This is a genomic window from Pseudoxanthomonas sp., from assembly GCF_002863005.1.
GTDB lineage: Bacteria > Pseudomonadota > Gammaproteobacteria > Xanthomonadales > Xanthomonadaceae > Pseudoxanthomonas_A.
Genome location: NZ_PKDG01000020.1, coordinates 11,939 through 29,830 on the forward strand (window position 1 = coordinate 11,939; position 17,892 = coordinate 29,830).

Consider the following 17,892-nt stretch of genomic DNA (forward strand, 5'->3'; position numbering starts at 1 on the left):
GGTCTCGCAGGTTCGCCGGATGGCAAAACGGGAGGCCGTGGCAGGCCACGTCTCCCGTCCGCCGCATCCCGTGGGCCGGGATTACTTCTTGTCGTCCTTCACTTCGGTGAACTCGGCGTCGACCACGTCGTCCGCGCCGGCCGATGCACCGCCGGCAGGACCGGCACCGCCACCCGGCTGCTCGGTCGACGCCGCGGCCGCGTACAGCGACTGGGCCGCCTCTTCGAGCGCCTTCGACTTGGCTTCGATCTGCGCCTTCTCGTCGCCCTTCATCGCCGTCTCCAGCTCGGCGATGGCGGATTCGACGCGTCCGATCACGTCACCCGGCACCTTGCTGCCGTGCTCGGTGATGGCACTGCGGGTGGCGTGCAGCAAGCCATCGGCCTGATTGCGCGCCTGCACCAGTTCCTGGAACTTCTTGTCCTCTTCGCGGTGCGCCTCGGCGTCGGCCACCATGCGCGCGATCTCGTCCTCGGACAGGCCCGAACCGGCCTTGATCTCGACCTTCTGTTCCTTGTTGGTCTTCTTGTCCTTGGCCGACACGTGCAGGATGCCGTTGGCGTCGATGTCGAACGACACTTCCACCTGCGGCATGCCGCGCGGCGCCGGCTCGATGCCGGACAGGTCGAACTTGGCCAGCGACTTGTTGAAGCGGGCCTGTTCGCGCTCGCCCTGCAGCACGTGCACCGTCACCGCGGACTGGTTGTCCTCGGCAGTGGAGAAGGTCTGCGAGGCCTTGGTCGGAATGGTGGTGTTCTTCTCGATGATCTTGGTGAACACGCCACCCAGCGTCTCGATGCCCAGGCTCAGCGGGGTGACGTCGAGCAGCAGCACGTCCTTGACGTCGCCGGCCAGCACGCCGCCCTGGATCGCGGCGCCCAGCGCCACGGCCTCGTCGGGATTGACGTCCTTGCGCGGTTCCTTGCCGAAGAACTCGGCCACGGCCTGCTGCACCTTCGGCATGCGGGTCTGGCCACCGACGAGGATGACTTCGCCGATGTCGCTGGCGCGCAGGCCGGCGTCGTTCAGCGCGATGCGGCAGGGCTCGATGGTCTTCTTCACCAGGTCTTCGACCAGCGCTTCCAGCTTGGCGCGGGTCAGCTTGATGTTGAGGTGCTTCGGGCCCGACGCGTCGGCGGTGACGTACGGCAGGTTCACTTCGGTCTGCTGCGAGCTGGACAGCTCGATCTTGGCGCGCTCGGCGGCGTCCTTCAGGCGCTGCAGGGCCAGCGGATCCTTGCGCAGGTCGATGCCCTGGTCCTTCTGGAATTCCTCGACGAGGTAGTCGATGACGCGCTTGTCGAAGTCTTCGCCACCCAGGAAGGTGTCGCCGTTGGTCGCCAGCACTTCGAACTGCTTCTCGCCGTCGACATTGGCGATCTCGATGATCGACACGTCGAAGGTGCCGCCACCCAGGTCGTAGACGACGATCTTGCGGTCGGCACCGCCTTCGCCCTTGTCCAGGCCATAGGCCAGCGCGGCCGCGGTGGGCTCGTTGATGATGCGCTTGACGTCCAGGCCGGCGATCTTGCCCGCGTCCTTGGTCGCCTGGCGCTGGCTGTCGTTGAAGTAGGCCGGCACGGTGATGACGGCTTCGGTGACGGTCTCGCCCAGGAAGGCTTCCGCCGTCTTCTTCATCTTTTCCAGCACGCGCGCGGAGATCTCCTGCGGTGCCATCTTCTTGCCGTCGCTGGTCTGTACCCAGGCGTCGCCGTTGTCGTGCGCGACGATGCCGTAGGGCACCAGGTCCAGGTCCTTCTTCACTTCCGCGTCGGTGAACTTGCGGCCGATCAGGCGCTTCACCGCGTAGAAGGTGTTCTTCGGATTGGTCACGGCCTGGCGCTTGGCCGAGGCGCCGACCAGCACTTCACCGTCCTTCGTGTACGCCACGATCGAGGGCGTGGTGCGGTCGCCTTCCGAGTTTTCGATGACGCGGGCCTTGCCGCCGTCCATGATCGCCACGCACGAGTTGGTCGTGCCGAGGTCGATGCCGATGATCTTGCCCATGGTGGTTCTCGCTCCCTAGCAAATTCTGTTTGGATCCGGCGCTCGGCCGGGTGGATGGTCCCGATATAGGGGTGCGATGGCGCCGTTCAAGCGCCGTCGCGCAGGCGTTCAGTCGTGCTTCGCCACGACCACCAAGGCCGGGCGCAGCAGGCGTCCGTTGAGCAGGTAGCCCTTCTGGAACACCTGCACCACGCTGCCGGGCGCAGCGCCCGGCGCATCGGCCTGGCTGATCGCCTGGTGGTGTTCGGGGTTGAAGGCATCGCCCGTGGGGTCCAGCAGGGTCAGGCCGTTGTCGCCGGCCACCTTCAGCAACTGCTTGAAGGTCAGCTCCAGTCCGTCCTTGAGGGGACTCGGCTCGGCGCCTGCCGCGGCCAGGCCGGCGTCCAGGCTGTCGAAAACGGGAAGCAGATCGCCCAACAGGCGTTCGTTGGCGAACTTGCGGGCCTGCTCGATGTCGCGGGCCACGCGCTTGCGCTGGTTCTCCAGGTCGGCGCGCTCCAGCAGCGTAGTGGCACGCAGCTGGTCGAGTTCGTTGCGGAGGGTTTCCAGCTCGGCGATCAGCGCGCTGTCGGTGTCCTGCGGGTCGTGGCCCTGGTCCAGGTCGGAATCGTGGTCGTGTTGGTTCATTTCGGGTCCCATCGCGGCAAGTCCGGCCGCCCAAGCCCCAACCTATGGGGCCGGCGCATCCGGATTCAAGGCCGCACCCAGTACATCGGCCGCCGCCTGCACCACCGGAATGACCCGGTCATACGCCATGCGCGTGGGCCCGATCACTCCCAGCACGCCGAGCACCTGCCCGCCCGCCATGTAGGGCGCCGTCACCACCGACACGCCATCGTGCGGCGCGAGCCCGGTGTCCTCGCCGATGAAGATGCGCACCCCCGGGGCGCGGATCGTGCGCTCGAGCAGTTGCAGGATTTCACGCTTGCGGGCGAACGCCTCGAACAGGTCGCGCAGCCGTTCCAGATCGGACAGCTCCTGCACCCCCATGAGCCGGGTCTGGCCCGCCAGCACCACATCGTCGCCCGGCGGCGTGAGGGCCTGTTCGGCCAGCTCGATCGACTCGGCCAGCAGGCCTTCCATTTCCGTCTGGGCGCGGCGCAGGTCACGCAGCAGGTTGGCCCGGATTTCGGCCAAGGGTCGCCCGGCGAACTGGGTGTTCAGATAGTTCGCGATGCGCTCCAGTTCCGACCGCTCGTAGGGCCGACGGGTCTCGATGACCCGGTTCTGCACGTCGTTGTCGGCGAAGACCAGGATGGCCATGACCCGCTGCCCATCCAGCGGCACGAAATCGATGTAGCGGAAGGCGAACTGCTCCCGCCGCGGCACGCTGACCACGCCGACGAAGTGGGTCATCGCCGACAGCAGCTCCGAGGCGTTGCCCAGCAGTGCCTGGGTCCCCGCCCCCGTAGACAGTTCGGCCCGCAGCCGCGCGACTTCGCCGTCCCCCAGGGACTTCACCTTCACCAGGCTGTCCACGAACACCCGATACCCCTGGGCGGTGGGAATGCGGCCGGCGGAGGTATGCGGGGAACTCAGCAGTCCGACCTCTTCCAGCTCGGACAGGATGTTGCGGATGGTCGCCGGACTCACCTCCAGCCCCGCATGGCGGGCCAGCGTCTGCGACCCCACCGGCTCGCCATCGCGGATGTAGCGCGAGATCAGCGTCCGCAGCAGCTGGCGGGCGCGCGGATCCAGCGGGGGCGATGGCGGATGCATGCCCGCTAGATAACGTCGCTCCCCCCTTCTTTGCAAGCCGGCACGCCCGGGACGTCTCAGACGCTGAGCCGCCACCGCTTACAATCCGCCGCATGCTCAGACATCTCGCCCTCAAGGATTTCGCCGTCGTCCGTGCGGCCGAACTGGAATTCGGCGACGGCATGACCGTCATTTCCGGTGAAACCGGCGCCGGCAAATCGTTGCTGGTCGATGCGCTGGGGTTCCTGTCCGGCCTGCGTGCAGACAGCGGCGTGGTCCGTCATGGCGCCGAGCGGGCGGAGCTGTCGGCCGAATTCTCCCCCTCGCCCGGGTCGCCAGCACAGGCGTGGCTCGCCGAGAACGAACTGGACGACGACGGCCAGTGCCAGCTGCGCCGGGTGATCCGTGCCGACGGCGGTTCCCGCGCGTGGATCAATGGCCGCAGCGTGACGCTGTCCCAGCTGACCGAACTGGCCGCCCGGCTGGTGGAAATCCATGGCCAGCACGAACACCAGGCGCTTCTGGCCCGCAACAGCCAGTTGGACCTGCTGGACGCCTTCGCGCGCAACGACCGCGAGCGCGCCACGGTACGCGAGGCGGCGCGATCCTGGACTGCGCTGCTGCGCGAACGCGAACTACTGTCGGGCCAAGGCGATGTCTCCGACCGCATCAACTATCTGGAACACCAGCTCTCGGAGTTGCAGCGGGAGGATCTTTCGCCCGCTGCGCTGGAAGCGCTGGTCGCCAGCCATCGCAGGCAGGCGCACGCGGCCGGCCTGATCCAGGCCTGCGATGCGGCCCTGGGCGAACTGGCCAGCGACGAAACGCCCTCGCTCACCCGGCAGTTGCAACAGGTGCGCGCCGATCTCGGGCGGCAAGCCGAACACGAGCCGCGCCTGCGCGAGGTGGATGCGCTGCTCGACGGTGCGGCGATCCAGATCGAGGAAGCGCTTTCCCTGCTTGGCCAGGTGCGCGACGACCTCGACGGCGAACCGCTGCAGTTCGACGCGCTGGAGCGCAAGCTGGCCCGCGTCCACGACCTCGCCCGCAAGCATCGCGTGCCGCTGGAGGGCCTGCAGGAGCAGCACGACCGGCTCGCCGCCGAACTGGAGTCGCTACGCGGCGCCGGCGAACGCCTGGTCCAGCTGAACGGAGATATCGATGCGGCCCGGGAGCAGTGGCGCAGCGCCGCGGCATCCCTGAGCCGTTCGCGTGTCCGCGCGGCGGCATCACTGGGTGATACCACTACCGCCCTGATTGCCGAACTGGGCATGGGCGGTGGCCGTTTCGAGATCGCGCTGGAGCCCCAGGAAGGCGATCGCCCCGATCCTGCCGGCGCCGAGCGGGTCGAATTCCTGGTCTCGGCCAATGCCGGGCAGCCGCCGCGCCCGCTGCGAAAGGTGGCGTCCGGCGGCGAACTCGCGCGCATTTCGCTGGCGATCGAAGTGGCTGCGCTCGGGGTGGACGCCGTGCCGACCATGGTCTTCGACGAAGTCGACACCGGCATCGGTGGCGCGGTCGCCGAGATCGTGGGACAGAAGCTGCGGGCGCTAGGGGCCCAACGGCAGGTGCTGTGCGTCACCCACCTGCCGCAGGTCGCGGCGCAGGGACACGCGCACTACCGGGTCAGCAAGGCCCCGGTGGATGGCATGACGCAAAGCGCGGTCGAGAAGCTGGGAGCGAAGCAGCGCGAAGAGGAGCTCGCGCGCATGCTGGGCGGCGTGGAAGTCAGCAAGGAAGCGCATGCCGCGGCCAAGCGGCTGCTGGCGAACGCGGTCTGACAGCCCTGCTGCCTACTGTGGGAGCGACGCAGGTCGCGATGAGGCCTTGCCGATGCCGCTTCGCGACTTACGTCGCTTCCACATCCCGAGCCGGAAAATCTCCAGCTGTCAGCGCTTCTTGCGCACGTACAACACCAGCGAGTGCTCTTCCAGCTCGTAGCCGTGCTTGGCGGCGATCTCGCGCTGCAGCTTCTCGATCTCGCTGCTTTCGAATTCGATGATCTTGCCGGTATCCACGTCGACCATGTGGTCGTGGTGACCGCCGCGATCCAGCTCGTACACGGCCTGTCCGCCTTCGAAGTTGTGCTTCAGCACCAGGCCGGCGGCCTCGAACTGGGTCAGGACCCGATAAACCGTCGCCAGCCCGATTTCGTCGCCATGGTCCAGCAGCTGCCGGTAGATGTCTTCCGCGCTCAGATGATGCTGGGAGTTCTTCTGCTCCAGCAATTCCAGGATGCGCATGCGCGGATGGGTGACCTTGAGGCCGACTTTGCGAAGGTCCTGCGATTCCATGGCGTCTCCGTTCACTCTCGGTTTAGCGCCAGCTGCCTGAAGCTCGGTTGCGGCGGTCCGGGGGAGTGTATCATCGGCCCGGTTTCCCACCGTACCTGTCCCAATGCGCAAATTCCTGCTGGCTGCCGTTCTCGCTTCCGCCACCGCTGGCTGCGGCATCCTCTACAAGCAGCCGATCTACCAGGGCAACCTGATCGAGAAGACGGCCGTGGACCAGCTGCAGGCCGGGCAGACGAAGCAGCAGGTGCAGTCGTTGCTCGGCAGTCCGTCGATCGCCGACCCGTTCCATGCCGACCGCTGGGACTACACCGCGAGCAACCGCACCAATCGCCGCGGCACGACCGACATCAAGAACCTCACCCTGATCTTCAATGGCGACACGCTCGCCAGTTGGGAGGGCGAATATTTCCCCGAGGCGGACCTGCAACTTTCGCGCGACGTGCGCAAGTTCGGCCCCAACCTCGCCAAGGAAAAGAAGAAGGGCCGCCGCCGCTGAGGCGTCGCCTAGCCGCGCGCCCGACGACGGCGCGCTTCCTTCGGATCGATCTGCAACGGGCGCAGCACTTCCACGCGATCGTTGTCGTTGAGCACGGTGTCCGGCGTCGCGATCACGCCATGGATCGCCACGGCCGGATGAGCGGCTTCGGCAAATCCGCTGGCTGAAACCGCATCCGCTACGGTGGCACCGGGCGGGAGGCTGAGCACGACGGAGTCGAACCGGTGCGGCCATGCCCGGATCACCTCCACCCGCACGTCATTCACCGCGATCGGCGGCGCGCACGAAATCGTCCACCATCCGGTCGGCCAGTCCCTGGAAACCCAGCGCCATCGCCGGGGCCAGCAACCGGCTCGACGGCTCGAACTCCAGCGTCAGCGTGACCTTGCAGGCGGATTCGTCCAGTGCATGGAAATCCCAGCGCCCGTGCAGCTTGCGGAACGGCCCATCCACCAGGTTCATGTCGATGCGGTGCGGGCGGTCCAGCACGTTCTCGGTGGTGAACCAGGTCCTCAGCGAGCCGAACCCCAGGTCCAGCCGCGCGACCAGCCGCTGGTCGCCCTGCTCCCTCAGCTCGGCCGCACTGCACCAGTCGAAACGGCGCGGGTAGGCCGCCACGTCGTTGACCAGGTCGAACATCCGGGTGGCCGAGTGTTCGACCAGGGCGCTGCGGCGGATCGTGTGCATGTGGCTCGCGTAGGGTTCCGCCTTCGGCGACAATAGGAAGGATGGCAAAGAAACCGGACAAGAATAAAGCAACGGGCACGATCGCGCTGAACAAGCGCGCCCGTCACGAGTACCACCTCGAGCAGCGGCACGAAGCGGGCCTCGCCCTTCAGGGCTGGGAACTCAAGGCGATCCGCGCGGGCCGCGCCAACATCACCGAGGCCTACGCCATCATCCGGCAGGGCGAAATCTTCCTGTTCGGTGCGCAGATCACCCCGCTGATCCAGGCATCCAGCCACACGGTCGCCGACGATCGGCGCACGCGCAAACTGCTGTTGCACCGGAACGAAATCGACAGCCTCATCGGCAAGGTCGAGCGCGACGGCTACACCCTGGTGCCGACGTCGCTGTACTGGAAAGGCAACAAGGTGAAGGCCGAACTGGCACTGGCCAAGGGCAAGCAGACGCACGACAAGCGCGCCAGCGAGAAGGACCGCGACTGGGCCCGCGAGAAGTCCCGTGTCATGCGCCGGCACAACAAGGATGCGTGATTTCATCGCACAACGCGATGGAATCCCAAGATTCGCTACGCGAATCTCGGGCCCCAACGCTTGCTTCCGATCCCCCATTGGCGCTGACGCGCGAATTCGCCCCCTTACCAGGGGGCTTGGCCTCACGAGGCTGAACATCGCCGTCGCTGCGCCTTGTGAAGCGAGGTAGCCGGCCCTACACTGCTATTCGTCAGGACGTTTCTGACTCCCGGGGGTGCACTGGCTTCGACGGGGGTTGCGAAGTTGCCTGGTGCATGCCGAGGGGGCAGCTTTCCTCGTAAATCCAGCGGCAAAACTCTAGTTGCCAACGACGACAACTACGCTCTCGCCGCTTAAGGCGTAAGCCCTGAAACTGCTTGTGTCCGTGCTCGCAGCGTAAGGTCATTATCACGGAATCGCCGGGAGTGGCTGCCTGTCAGCACCCGGTCAACCTAAAACAGGCTGGTCCTGCGGTGCGCTTCGCCCACCGTGCTGTCGCAGGACGAGATCCAACGGCGGGATAAGCATGTAGTACCGGGGATGGAGTACCTTCGGACGGCGGTTCAATTCCGCCCACCTCCACCATTTGAAGAGAAGCCGGAACCGCAAGGTTCCGGCTTTTTCTTTGTCCATGGCAGGCCTCGCCTCAGATTGGGCGCCTTACCGGCCAGCGGGCTTGGCGCATCCTGTAAAATCGTCGTCTTTTTTGAGTGTCTTCGTGGCTTCACCGCAGCAACGGAGGGCCGTTTCGGCCCCCGCCTTCGTCCGACGACTCGCCCGGCTGGGCGATCTCGACCCGACCTCGCCTGCGCCCTCCCTGTCGGAGAGGCTGGGCCAATGGCTCGACTGGAACCGTGCCATCGCGCTGTCCCGCGCGCTGGATGGAACGCCGGTCACCGAAGACCGCGCGGTCCGGTTCGACGACGAGGCGACCGCCTGCGCGCGCGCACGGGCGACCCTGCAGGGCGCCATCATGCGCACTGACCGACTCGACGCATGGCCGGGGGAGGATGTCGCGCCTTTCCGTCGCCATTGCCTGGACCTCCAGCGCGCGATGCAGGCGACGACCGGCCAGTTGCGCGGGAGATTGCGTGATGCACTGGCGGCGGGCACGGCGACACAGGCGCGGCTGGCCGAGGTCGATGCCGTCATGGAGACGACGCTAAGTCCCCGGGAGCAGGCACTGCTGGCGGCGACCCCGGCCCTGCTCTGCCAGCATTTCGATCGACTGAGGGGCGCCGCCCCCTCGACGGATGCCGCCTGGCTCGCCACCTTCCGCCGCGACCTGCAGGACATTCTCCTCGCCGAGCTGGATGTCCGCTTCCATCCCATCGACGCGCTGCTCGCCGCGCTTCGTTCTTCGCACGCTTCCGGAACACCATGAACCGACATCTGTTTCCCGCCGCCCTGTTCCTGCTGGGTCTTGCCATCGTCGCCTGGATCGGGATCGGGTATATCGGCACGCACGCACTCGGCGTGGTGGTCACCCTGGTGATCGGCCTGTGCTATGCCGCGGGCGCGCTGGAACTGCACCGCTACCGCCAGGCGACGGACACGTTGCGGCGCGCGGTGGCGGATACGTCCACCGCCGGCAATGGCCTGTCGACCTGGCTGGCGTCGTTACCGGCGAGCCTGCGCCCCTCGGTGCGCCAGCGCATCGAGGGCGAGCGCACCGCGTTGCCCGCTCCGGCACTGACACCCTATCTGGTGGGGCTGCTGGTGCTGCTGGGCATGCTGGGCACGCTGCTGGGCATGATGGCAACGCTGCGCGGTACCGGTCTGGCGCTGGAAAGCGCGACCGACATCGATGCGATCCGCGGTTCGCTGGCCGCACCGGTCAAGGGACTGGGTTTCGCGTTCGGCACATCCATCGCCGGCGTGGCCACGTCCGCCGTGCTCGGGCTGCTGGCCGCCCTGTGCCGGCGCGAGCGGCTGCAGGCCGTGCACCTGCTGGATGCCGAGATCGCGACGTCGCTGCATGTCCACTCGCAGTCGTTCAAGCGCGAAGAATCCTTCCGCCTGCTGCAACAGCAGGCTGCGCTGATGCCAGACCTGGTCGAACGCCTGCAGGCGATGGTCGCGTCGATCGAAACGCAGAACGCCGCCGCCGGCGAGCGGCTGATGGCCAGCCAGAGCGATTTCCATCATCGCACCGAAGCCGCGCAGGCGCAGTTGGCCAGCACGCTGGAAGGCGTGCTGAAGAACGGCGTCGACGCGAGCGCACGCGCCGTCGTGGCCGCGCTGCAACCGAGTACCGAGGCCACCCTGGCGGGTCTGGCGCGCGAGAGCAGCGCGATGCAGGCGACCGTCACGCAGGCGGTGCAGCGCCAACTTGACGGCTTGAACGCGGGCTTCGATGCCGCCAACGCCGCCGCGGCGGCGACCTGGACCACCGCCATCGCGCAGCAGCAGCGATCCAATGCGGCGCTCACCGACGAGATGCGGGCGCTGACCGATCGACTGTCAGGCACGTTCGAAGCGCGCTCGTCCGCCTTGATCGAAGGTGTTGCGGCGCAGTTCCAGCAGAACGCCGCGACCCTGTCGGACCGCTGGGACCAAGCACTGGCGCGACAGGACGCCGCCAGCGCCGGTATCGCCGCACGCCACGAGCAGGCCTTGGCTACCCACGTCGCAGACGTACAGCGCCATGCGAGCCAGTTGCTGGACGCCATCGGCCACTCCCACGTCGCCGTACAGCAAGCACTGGCGTCGCAGGACGAGGCGCGTCTGGCCATCTGGGCGGAAAGGCTGGCCTCCACCGGCGCCTCGCTGCAGGCGCAATGGGAACAGGCCGGCGCGCAGACCGTCCGCCTGCAGCAGGACATCGGCGATGCACTGGCACGCACGTCGCACGAGATCACCGCCCAGGCCCAGGCGCATGCCACGCAGACCATCGCCGAGATCTCACAGCTGGTGCAGGCGGCTTCGGAAGCCCCGCGCGCCGCCGCCGACGTCATCGCCGAGCTTCGCCAGACGCTGTCCGACAGCATGGTCCGCGACACCGCCATGCTGCAGGAACGCAACCAGCTGATGGAAACGCTGCAGACGCTGCTCGATGCAGTGAACCACGCCTCTACCGAGCAGCGCGGCGCCATCGATGCCCTGGTCGCCACTTCGGCCGACCTCCTCGATCGCGTCGGCACCCGCTTCACCGATCGTGTCGAAGCCGAAACGGACAAACTCGGCGGCATCGCCGCCCAGATCGCCGCGGGCGCCACCGAAGTGGCCAGCCTGGGCGACGCGCTCGGCACCGCCGTGCAGCGGTTTGGCCAGTCCAACGAAGCGTTGCTGGATCGCCTGCAGGGCATCGAAGGCGCGCTCGACCGGTCGCTCGCGCGCAGCGACGACCAACTGGCCTACTACGTGGCGCAGGCGCGCGAAGTCATCGATCTCAGCCTGGCCGCACAGCGGCAGATCACCCTCGACCTGCAGCAGTTGGGCGGCGCACAGCCGGCGGAAGCCGCGTGAGCGTCGAAACCGGAGACGACGCCGACCTCGGCGCGCCCGTCTGGGCGAGCTTCGGCGACCTGATGTCGGTGCTGCTGGGCGCCTTCGTACTCGTACTGGTCGGCGTGATCGCCGTGCAGGCGCAGTTGTCGCAACGGCTGGACGAGGAAGTGCGCCGGCGCGAGCTGGAGGCCCAGCAGCGCAAGGCGCTGGAAGAGGCACTTGCGGAACCGCTGGCCGAGGGGCGCGTCACGCTGGTAGACGGCCGCATCGGTATCCGCGGCAACGTGCTCTTCGCCCTGAACTCGGACCAGTTGCAGCCGGAGGGGCGCGAACTGCTGAAGGGGCTTGCGGCACCGCTCGCGGGCTACCTGCGTACGCGCGACGAAATCCTGATGGTCAGCGGGTTCACCGACGATCGCCAGGTCAGCGGCAACAACCGCCAGTTCGCCGACAACTGGGAACTGTCGGCACAGCGGTCGCTGACGGTCACCCGCACGCTGATCGCCGAGGGCGTGCCCTCTGGATCGGTATTCGCCGCCGCCTTCGGTGCGGAACAACCGGTGAGCGCCAACGACAGCGACGAAGGCCGCGCGCGCAACCGCCGCGTGGAGATCGCCCCGATCCCCCGCCCCCCCAAGCGCGACGTCGCCCCGCATGGTCGGTGACGCGCTCTCCGCGCCGGCCCGGTTGCAGGCGTGGCGCATGCGCGGCGCCGACCGCATGGACCCCATGCGTTTCGCCTTCATCGATGCGCTCGCCTCGCGTGCCCGTGCGCACGAAGGCGAAGCCCGCCGCCTGCTCGATGCACGGCTGTCGGATCTGATCGCGTCCTACGCCGACGACCTCGATGCCTGGTCGCCGCGCGCGGCCACCGCACGCATGCGGGATGATGGCGCGCGTGCACTGCGGACGCTCGCGGCTGCCCTGCAACAGCGCACGCCGATCGCCTGCGCCGACGCGCCTTCACCGGGCCAGGCGCCCCCCGTACTCGACGAAGCCCGCCGCCTGTGGACACGCGTGCGCACGGACAGCCAGCTGCGCGCCACGCTCGACGACCTGCCTGCCGATGCCGGCCCGCTCAACTCGGCCACCCTTGTCCACCGCGCCCTGCATCTGATGCGCGACGTTTCTCCGGACTACGTGCAGCACTTCATCGCTTATGCCGACACCCTGTCGTCGTTGGAGCAGATGCAGCACGCACTCGCCGCGCTGACGCCTGGCGTTGCCGAAGGCGCCAAGCCCGCCGGCCGCAGTCGAACCCGGAAGCGCCGCGCCTGAGGGTGTCATACGGTGTGAAGCGCGACGAACGACCGGCGTCGTGCCATCGCCCCTGACGTCGCGCGCACGGCATGTCCAGGCTGAGAATGCGGCTACTGCGCGGCCTCTGCATACAGCAGATACCGCTGCCGCAGCCTCTCGAACTGCCGGAGCTCCGGCGTCCAGCGGGCCTCGATCGCTTCGATGGCATCGCCGCGCAGGATCGCCTCGCGCAGCCACGGCACGCCGGACAGCCGGTCGAAGAATGGCGGGTCGCCGGACAGGAAGGCGAAATCCTTCGGATGCTGCTCGTGCAACGCCTTCAGCACCGCAATGCCCGTGCGCACGGGGCGGAAGGCAGCGCGGTCGGTGATGTGCACCTGTACCCCGCCGCATGCCAGGCCCGCATGCTTCGAGAACGAGGGCGTGAACCAGGCGGCACGGAAACGCGCACCCGGCAGTCGCAGGGCGTTGAGGCGGTCGGCGAGCGCGCGTGCATCCACCCACGGCGCACCCAGCATTTCGAACGGACGCGTGGTGCCCCGCCCTTCCGACACGTTGGTGCCTTCCAGCAGGCCCAGGCCGGGATAGACGAGCGCCGTGTCCGGCGTCGGCATGTTCGGCGACGGCGGTACCCAGGGCAGCGCCTCGCGCAGCGGCTCCTCGCCGCGCCGCCACCCCTCCATCGCCACGACATGCAGGTCCGCGCCGATACCGAATTCGGTGTTGAACAGCAGGGCCAGTTCGCCCAGCGTCATGCCGTGGCGCAGCGGAATCGGGAACAGGCCGACGAACGAGGCCAGCGAGGGATCCAGGACCGGCCCCTCCACCCGCAGGCCTCCAAGGGGGTCGGGACGGTCGGCCACGACGACCGGGATGCCGCCGCGCTTCGCCGCCCGCATCACCCCCGCCAGCGTGTAGGGATAGGTATAGAAGCGCGTGCCCACGTCCTGGATGTCGAACACGATCACGTCGATGCCGGCCAGCATCGCCGCCGTCGGCTCACGGTGTTCGCCATACAGGCTGTGCACCGGCAGGCCGGTACCGGGGTCGCGCGACGAGGCGACCTTGTCGCCCGCCTGTACATCGCCACGCACGCCATGCTCGGGGCCGAACAGGGCGACCAGTGCGACGTCGGGATGGGCGGCAAGACGATCGATGTCGCTGCGCAACTGGCGGTCCACGCCGGTGGCGTTGGTCACCAGGGCCACCCGCTTGCCGCGCAACAGGTCCAGCCGCTGTTCCAGCAGCACGTCGATGCCGAGCCGAGGAAGCGCATCGTCGCCGGCCAGCGCGACGGCACCGGGCGCCGCGCAGGCCAGGCACAGCAGCGCCCGCGCGGCGAAGGTACGGGACGCGCGCAGTGCAGCGTGCAGCGGACGACGGAACCGAGCCATAGTGTCATCACCGTTTGCTATCGTTGTCACGACGATAGCAGCCTGCGTCGGGCGCCGCGCGAAAGTCGCCGGTACCGACGCCGTCTTCCGTTGTCAGTGAGGGATCCGATGTCCCGTACGGCGAAACGCATCATGCGCAGCATGTCTTTCCTTGTCATGGCCGGCGTGCTGGCCCCTGCAGCATCGCAGTCCGCACCGAACAGGCTCGGCGTGGCGCCCTCGGCGCAGTCGCAGGATTTCGTGGCGAACAAGCAGCAGTTCCAGCTGCACAGCCTGCTCACCGAACAGCGGCATCCGCGCAGCGTCGACCTGAGCACGCGCATCGACGCCGACACCGCGGATGGCCTCGCCTCGCTGCTGGCGGTGGACGAAGACATCGCGCTTGCGCTGCAGGGAGTGGCCGACGACCCTGCCCGGCTGGCGACCCTGGAAGCCGCATCGCGCGAGATCACCCGCGCGCTGCGGGAAGGCCATCGCTTGTACTTCTACGGCACCGGTTCGACGGGACGCCTGGCCGAAACCATCGAGAGCGGCCTCTGGCGCCCGTTCTGGCAACGCACAGCCCGCTCGCCCGTCATGGCGAAGATCGAGGCCCGCTATCGGGGCCTGAGCGAGCGCGTGCGCGGCGAGATCACCGGTGGCGACCGCGCCCTGATCGCCTCGCTGGAAGGCTTCGAGGACATCCCCGAGATCGGCCGCCTGCAGTTGCAGGACAACGACATCCGGCCCGGCGACCTGGTCTTCGCCGTCACCGAAGGGGGCGAAACCTCCGCCGTGATCGGCACCGCGCTGGCGGCCGCCGACCAGGCCGGCGCCGACGCACGACGCACCTGGTTCGTCTACAACAATCCCGATGCGGTACTGCGGCCGTTCGAACGCAGCCGCCGCGTGCTGGACGATCCGCGGATCACCAAGATCCCGTTGCCGACCGGACCCCAGGCGATCACCGGGTCCACGCGCATGCAGGCCACCACCACCAGCCTGTATGTGCTGGGCGTGGTGCTGGAAGATGCGACGCGTGCGTTGCTGCGCGACGTACTTTCGCCCGGCGAACTCGCCTCGCTCGGCTTCAACGACGCCGGCATCGGCGATCGCCTGCGCGGCTTCGCCACGCTGCAGCAGACCGCCGCGGCCGCCGCGCCGAAACTCGCCGCCTGGACCGACCGCGAAGCCCGGAGCTATGCGAACGGCCGACGTGCGACCTACCTGGCCACGCGCGCACTCATGCCGGTGTTCGTCGACGTGACCGAACGGGCGCCGACCTTCCGGCTCGGCCCGCTCGATCCGGTGAACGCGACCGAGCGCCGCTCCTGGATCCAGGTATGGACGCCCGCGACCGATGGCGCACAGGCGTGGCAGGCGTTGCTGCACCGGCCATTCCACGGCCTCGACAAGGCGCTGTACCTTCCGCCGTTCGAGCACGGCATACACGATCCGTATCTGCGGGAAGCCGCGTTGCGGGGGCTGGCCAACGCGGGAGACGAGCAGCAGGCGCTCTACGATCTGTCGTACTCACCGGCCAACATGCAGCGCAATGCACCGGCGGCGGGCGATTCCGGTGCGCTGATCCTGCTGGGCGACGAACCGCACGCGCAGGCGAACAGCCGATGGCTCGACGCCGCCGCAGCGGCAGGCGCCGAGCTGGTGCTTGTGTCCGTGTCGGCGCGGCCGCTCGCACCGGACGTGCTGCGCGATCTTGACGCCCTGCCCCGTGACGTGCCGGTGATCGCAGTGACGGTGCCGCAGCGCGATGCGTTCGAGCTCAACCAGACCATCGTGCTGAAGATGCTGCTCAATGCGCACTCCACCGGCGTGATGGCCAAGCGCGGACGCGTGGTCGGCAACACGATGACCAGCGTGCAGCCCGGCAATCTGAAGCTGATCGGCCGCGCAACGTGGCTGATCCTGTCGCACGTCAACGCAGTGCTTGAGACTCCCGCGTGGCGCGCCGCGCATGGCATCACGGCACCCCTGACCTATGCAGAAGCCAATGCCGTGCTGTTCGATGCCATCGAGCAGCGCCGCAATGTAGCGGGCGCTGCGGGCCTGCCGGAAGTCGAACTGTCGGTCGTGGCGACCCTCGAGGCGCTGAAGCGCGGAGCGCCGGTCGACTGGACAGCCGCAGCGACGCGACTGCGCGCGGACGGCCTGAACCGCTACCTTGCGGGCTACGCAGCGCCATGACGTCGAACGTGCGCATCGCATCGCCGATGAGGTAGGAAAACCCTGATTTTTCATGAACACGGGGCGTAACGCCCCGGCGTGTGTCCGTCGCACCCATGACGCGGCGTTGTTCCTGGTGCAGGAGGGATCCTCAGCCACCCAGCCAAGGACAGCACCATGCCCATCATCGATACACCCCTGACGATAGAAAACCTGCGTCACCTGGAACTGCGCGAACGCTTCCGCGACGACTGGCGCATCAACCCCGAGATCTACTGGCCGTTCCTCCGTCCCTGCACCGTCAAGCTGCTGCTGGTCGCCGATGGCGGCCTGGACTTCTCCGAAGGCGATTTCGGCCTGTCCACCTTCGTGCGCTCGCTGCTCGCCATGCCGGGACGCCATGCACGCTTCGAGATCACGCTGGCGCATATCAACAGCGTGGCCGGCAGCCAGTTGATGTCCGCCGAAACACGCATCGCCCAGCGCATCCCGTCCTTCAAGTTCGACAATGCCGCGCATTTCGGCACCGCCATGTACGACGCGGTCTTCCTGTTCGGCATCAGCACCGGCTACGGCGGCAGCCGTGGCGCCGGGTATCCGTCGGATCGATTGTCCGACAACGAGCTGCGCGCGTTGACGCAGTTCATGAATGCCGGCGGGGGCGTGTTCGCCACCGGCGACCACGGCGCGCTGGGCAAGGCGCTGTGCCATGCGATCCCGCGCGCCCGCGGCATGCGCCGCTGGGAATCCACGAGCGGCGGCGAAGACGAAGTCAGCATGGCCGGGCCTCGTCGCAACGACACCAACCGGCCGCCGGGCGTGTCTTCCTTCGAAGACCAGTCCGACGATGTGCCACAGACCATCCAGCCGCGCATGTACTCGCGGCGCAACGGGCTGTTCCGCTACAACTACCCGCACCCGCTGCTGTGCGGCCCGCGCGGCGTGATCCGCGTGATGCCCGATCATCCCCACGAAGGCGAATGCCTCGAGCCGACGTCGACGGGCGCGAACCTCAACTTCGGTGGTGCACTGGGCGCGGAGTATCCCGCCGCCACCGACGGCGGCCCGCGCCCCCTGCCCGAGCTTGTCTCCTGGAACAGCGTGCTCGGCGGCACGCGTTCCGGCGGAAAGCAGCCGACCCAGTCGCAGACCTTCGGCGGCATCTGCGCCTACGACGGCCACCGCGCCGGCATCGGCCGCGTGGTCACCGATGCGACCTGGCACCACTTCGTCAACGTCAACCTGATCGGCCTGTTCAACGACAGCGGCCTGACGCCCGGGAATGTGTGGCGCAACGGCTTCCTGTCGTCGGCCAGCGGGCAGGCGCATTTCGAGGAGATCAAGTCCTACTACCGCAACCTCGCGGTGTGGTTGTCGCGGCCCGAGCGCATCCGCTGCATGAACTCGCGCCTGTACTGGACGCTGCTGTGGGACGAACGCGTGATGGAAGCGGTACTGACCACGACCGACATTCCGCTGGCCAAGCTCGACCTGGGCGCAATCCGCCTGATCGGCCAGCATGCGCGCGACGTGCTTGGTCGCTTCGCTGGCCGTTGCCAGGGTGTCCGGCTTGCGCTCGACCTGCTGTACGAACGCCTGCCGCCGCTGATCCCCGAGATCGATCCGTGGTGGCCCGAACCGGATCCGCTGCGGGAGAAGTTCGATGGCGTGGAATGGCTGGATGGCACGCAGTTGTTCGACATCGCCATCGGCAGCGCGCTGGTGGCCCTGCGCGAAGCCTTCCCGGAGCCCGACTAGAAGACGGTGCGCAAGCTGGAAGGCGATCAGATCGAGAAGGTGCTGCGGGAAGGTGCGCATGCCGGTCTGCAGCGCGCGATGGAGTCCATGGTGGCGTCGGCGGAGCTGCTGGCCTCGGTGTCGAAGATCACCGCGGCGCAGAAGCCGCGCAAGAAGCGCTGAGCGGGAACGCGGGA

At 67.8% G+C, this 17,892-nt stretch carries 17 protein-coding genes and 1 other RNA gene; 11 read left to right on the forward strand and 7 right to left on the reverse strand.

Features of this window, described 5'->3' with window-relative positions; translation table 11 throughout:
* Positions 1–81: 81 nt before the first annotated feature.
* The 3 genes from dnaK to hrcA form a co-directional block, all read right to left on the reverse strand.
* The gene (gene dnaK, locus CYU89_RS10220; RefSeq protein WP_296280691.1) at positions 82–2,007 is read right to left on the reverse strand and encodes a molecular chaperone DnaK; all 1,926 of its coding nucleotides are present in this window, start codon (positions 2,005–2,007) and stop codon (positions 82–84) included.
* A 108-nt stretch (positions 2,008–2,115) separates the two neighbouring features.
* A complete protein-coding gene (gene grpE, locus CYU89_RS10225) occupies positions 2,116–2,634 on the reverse strand; it encodes a nucleotide exchange factor GrpE (protein ID WP_296280692.1) in 519 nt (172 codons plus the stop codon).
* 42 nt (positions 2,635–2,676) lie between these two features.
* The gene (hrcA, locus tag CYU89_RS10230) at positions 2,677–3,726 is read right to left on the reverse strand and encodes a heat-inducible transcriptional repressor HrcA (RefSeq protein ID WP_296280694.1); all 1,050 of its coding nucleotides are present in this window, start codon (positions 3,724–3,726) and stop codon (positions 2,677–2,679) included.
* 92 nt (positions 3,727–3,818) lie between these two features.
* Between hrcA and recN the strand changes: the two genes are divergently transcribed.
* Entirely contained in the window at positions 3,819–5,486 is a 1,668-nt protein-coding gene (gene recN / locus CYU89_RS10235; RefSeq protein WP_296280696.1) for a DNA repair protein RecN, read from the forward strand.
* A 108-nt stretch (positions 5,487–5,594) separates the two neighbouring features.
* On the opposite strand, the gene fur is transcribed toward recN, so the two are convergent.
* Positions 5,595–5,999, reverse strand: coding sequence for a ferric iron uptake transcriptional regulator (gene fur / locus CYU89_RS10240; protein ID WP_296280697.1), 405 nt, complete (start codon positions 5,997–5,999; stop codon positions 5,595–5,597).
* A 103-nt stretch (positions 6,000–6,102) separates the two neighbouring features.
* On the opposite strand from fur, the gene bamE reads away from it, so the two are divergent.
* Positions 6,103–6,495: an outer membrane protein assembly factor BamE gene (gene bamE, locus CYU89_RS10245; protein ID WP_296280698.1), complete on the forward strand. Its 393-nt coding sequence runs from the start codon at positions 6,103–6,105 to the stop codon at positions 6,493–6,495.
* An 8-nt stretch (positions 6,496–6,503) separates the two neighbouring features.
* Here the strand turns inward: bamE and CYU89_RS10250 are convergent, their stop codons facing one another.
* Positions 6,504–6,752 (reverse strand): RnfH family protein, encoded by a 249-nt coding sequence (locus CYU89_RS10250; protein WP_296280737.1) that lies wholly within the window; start codon positions 6,750–6,752, stop codon positions 6,504–6,506.
* Between the two features lies 1 nt (position 6,753).
* The gene (locus CYU89_RS10255) at positions 6,754–7,182 is read right to left on the reverse strand and encodes a type II toxin-antitoxin system RatA family toxin (RefSeq protein ID WP_296280700.1); all 429 of its coding nucleotides are present in this window, start codon (positions 7,180–7,182) and stop codon (positions 6,754–6,756) included.
* A 41-nt stretch (positions 7,183–7,223) separates the two neighbouring features.
* On the opposite strand from CYU89_RS10255, the gene smpB reads away from it, so the two are divergent.
* The 6 genes from smpB to CYU89_RS10285 all read left to right on the forward strand — a co-directional run bounded on the left by smpB (position 7,224) and on the right by CYU89_RS10285 (position 12,419).
* A complete protein-coding gene (gene smpB / locus CYU89_RS10260) occupies positions 7,224–7,712 on the forward strand; it encodes an SsrA-binding protein SmpB (RefSeq protein WP_296280702.1) in 489 nt (162 codons plus the stop codon).
* A gap of 210 nt (positions 7,713–7,922) precedes the next feature.
* Positions 7,923–8,276, forward strand: a transfer-messenger RNA (tmRNA) gene (ssrA, locus tag CYU89_RS10265).
* Between the two features lie 133 nt (positions 8,277–8,409).
* Positions 8,410–9,075 carry a DUF3348 family protein gene (locus CYU89_RS10270; protein WP_296280703.1) on the forward strand — a complete coding sequence of 222 codons (666 nt, stop codon included), beginning with the start codon at positions 8,410–8,412 and terminating at the stop codon, positions 9,073–9,075.
* Positions 9,072–11,159 (forward strand): DUF802 domain-containing protein, encoded by a 2,088-nt coding sequence (locus CYU89_RS10275; protein ID WP_296280705.1) that lies wholly within the window; start codon positions 9,072–9,074, stop codon positions 11,157–11,159. Before CYU89_RS10270 ends, CYU89_RS10275 begins: the two co-directional genes overlap by 4 nt.
* Positions 11,156–11,806 carry an OmpA family protein gene (locus tag CYU89_RS10280; protein ID WP_296280707.1) on the forward strand — a complete coding sequence of 217 codons (651 nt, stop codon included), beginning with the start codon at positions 11,156–11,158 and terminating at the stop codon, positions 11,804–11,806. Before CYU89_RS10275 ends, CYU89_RS10280 begins: the two co-directional genes overlap by 4 nt.
* Positions 11,796–12,419, forward strand: coding sequence for a DUF2894 domain-containing protein (locus tag CYU89_RS10285; RefSeq protein WP_296280708.1), 624 nt, complete (start codon positions 11,796–11,798; stop codon positions 12,417–12,419). Before CYU89_RS10280 ends, CYU89_RS10285 begins: the two co-directional genes overlap by 11 nt.
* Positions 12,420–12,511: 92 nt before the next feature.
* On the opposite strand, the gene CYU89_RS10290 is transcribed toward CYU89_RS10285, so the two are convergent.
* The gene (locus CYU89_RS10290) at positions 12,512–13,795 is read right to left on the reverse strand and encodes a DUF1343 domain-containing protein (protein WP_296280710.1); all 1,284 of its coding nucleotides are present in this window, start codon (positions 13,793–13,795) and stop codon (positions 12,512–12,514) included.
* A 141-nt stretch (positions 13,796–13,936) separates the two neighbouring features.
* On the opposite strand from CYU89_RS10290, the gene CYU89_RS10295 reads away from it, so the two are divergent.
* The 3 genes from CYU89_RS10295 to CYU89_RS10305 all read left to right on the forward strand — a co-directional run bounded on the left by CYU89_RS10295 (position 13,937) and on the right by CYU89_RS10305 (position 17,878).
* Positions 13,937–15,979, forward strand: coding sequence for a hypothetical protein (locus CYU89_RS10295; RefSeq protein WP_296280711.1), 2,043 nt, complete (start codon positions 13,937–13,939; stop codon positions 15,977–15,979).
* Positions 15,980–16,135: 156 nt separating this feature from the next.
* On the forward strand, positions 16,136–17,716 hold the full coding sequence (locus tag CYU89_RS10300) for a hypothetical protein (protein WP_296280713.1): 1,581 nt from the start codon (positions 16,136–16,138) through the stop codon (positions 17,714–17,716).
* 6 nt (positions 17,717–17,722) lie between these two features.
* Positions 17,723–17,878, forward strand: a complete 156-nt coding sequence (locus tag CYU89_RS10305) for a hypothetical protein (RefSeq protein ID WP_296280715.1) — start codon at positions 17,723–17,725, stop codon at positions 17,876–17,878.
* Positions 17,879–17,892: the final 14 nt, after the last annotated feature.

Excerpts from the sequence above, each read along its gene's own strand:
- CYU89_RS10255 (WP_296280700.1), bottom strand. The coding sequence starts at position 7,182 with ATGCACACGATCCGCCGCAGCGCCCTGGTCGAACACTCGGCCACCCGG.
- smpB (WP_296280702.1), top strand. The coding sequence starts at position 7,224 with ATGGCAAAGAAACCGGACAAGAATAAAGCAACGGGCACGATCGCGCTG.
- grpE (WP_296280692.1), bottom strand. The coding sequence starts at position 2,634 with ATGAACCAACACGACCACGATTCCGACCTGGACCAGGGCCACGACCCG.
- CYU89_RS10290 (WP_296280710.1), bottom strand. The coding sequence starts at position 13,795 with ATGGCTCGGTTCCGTCGTCCGCTGCACGCTGCACTGCGCGCGTCCCGT.
- CYU89_RS10295 (WP_296280711.1), top strand. The coding sequence starts at position 13,937 with ATGTCTTTCCTTGTCATGGCCGGCGTGCTGGCCCCTGCAGCATCGCAG.
- dnaK (WP_296280691.1), bottom strand. The coding sequence starts at position 2,007 with ATGGGCAAGATCATCGGCATCGACCTCGGCACGACCAACTCGTGCGTG.
- bamE (WP_296280698.1), top strand. The coding sequence starts at position 6,103 with ATGCGCAAATTCCTGCTGGCTGCCGTTCTCGCTTCCGCCACCGCTGGC.
- CYU89_RS10285 (WP_296280708.1), top strand. The coding sequence starts at position 11,796 with ATGGTCGGTGACGCGCTCTCCGCGCCGGCCCGGTTGCAGGCGTGGCGC.
- CYU89_RS10300 (WP_296280713.1), top strand. The coding sequence starts at position 16,136 with ATGCCCATCATCGATACACCCCTGACGATAGAAAACCTGCGTCACCTG.
- fur (WP_296280697.1), bottom strand. The coding sequence starts at position 5,999 with ATGGAATCGCAGGACCTTCGCAAAGTCGGCCTCAAGGTCACCCATCCG.
- hrcA (WP_296280694.1), bottom strand. The coding sequence starts at position 3,726 with ATGCATCCGCCATCGCCCCCGCTGGATCCGCGCGCCCGCCAGCTGCTG.
- CYU89_RS10275 (WP_296280705.1), top strand. The coding sequence starts at position 9,072 with ATGAACCGACATCTGTTTCCCGCCGCCCTGTTCCTGCTGGGTCTTGCC.
- recN (WP_296280696.1), top strand. The coding sequence starts at position 3,819 with ATGCTCAGACATCTCGCCCTCAAGGATTTCGCCGTCGTCCGTGCGGCC.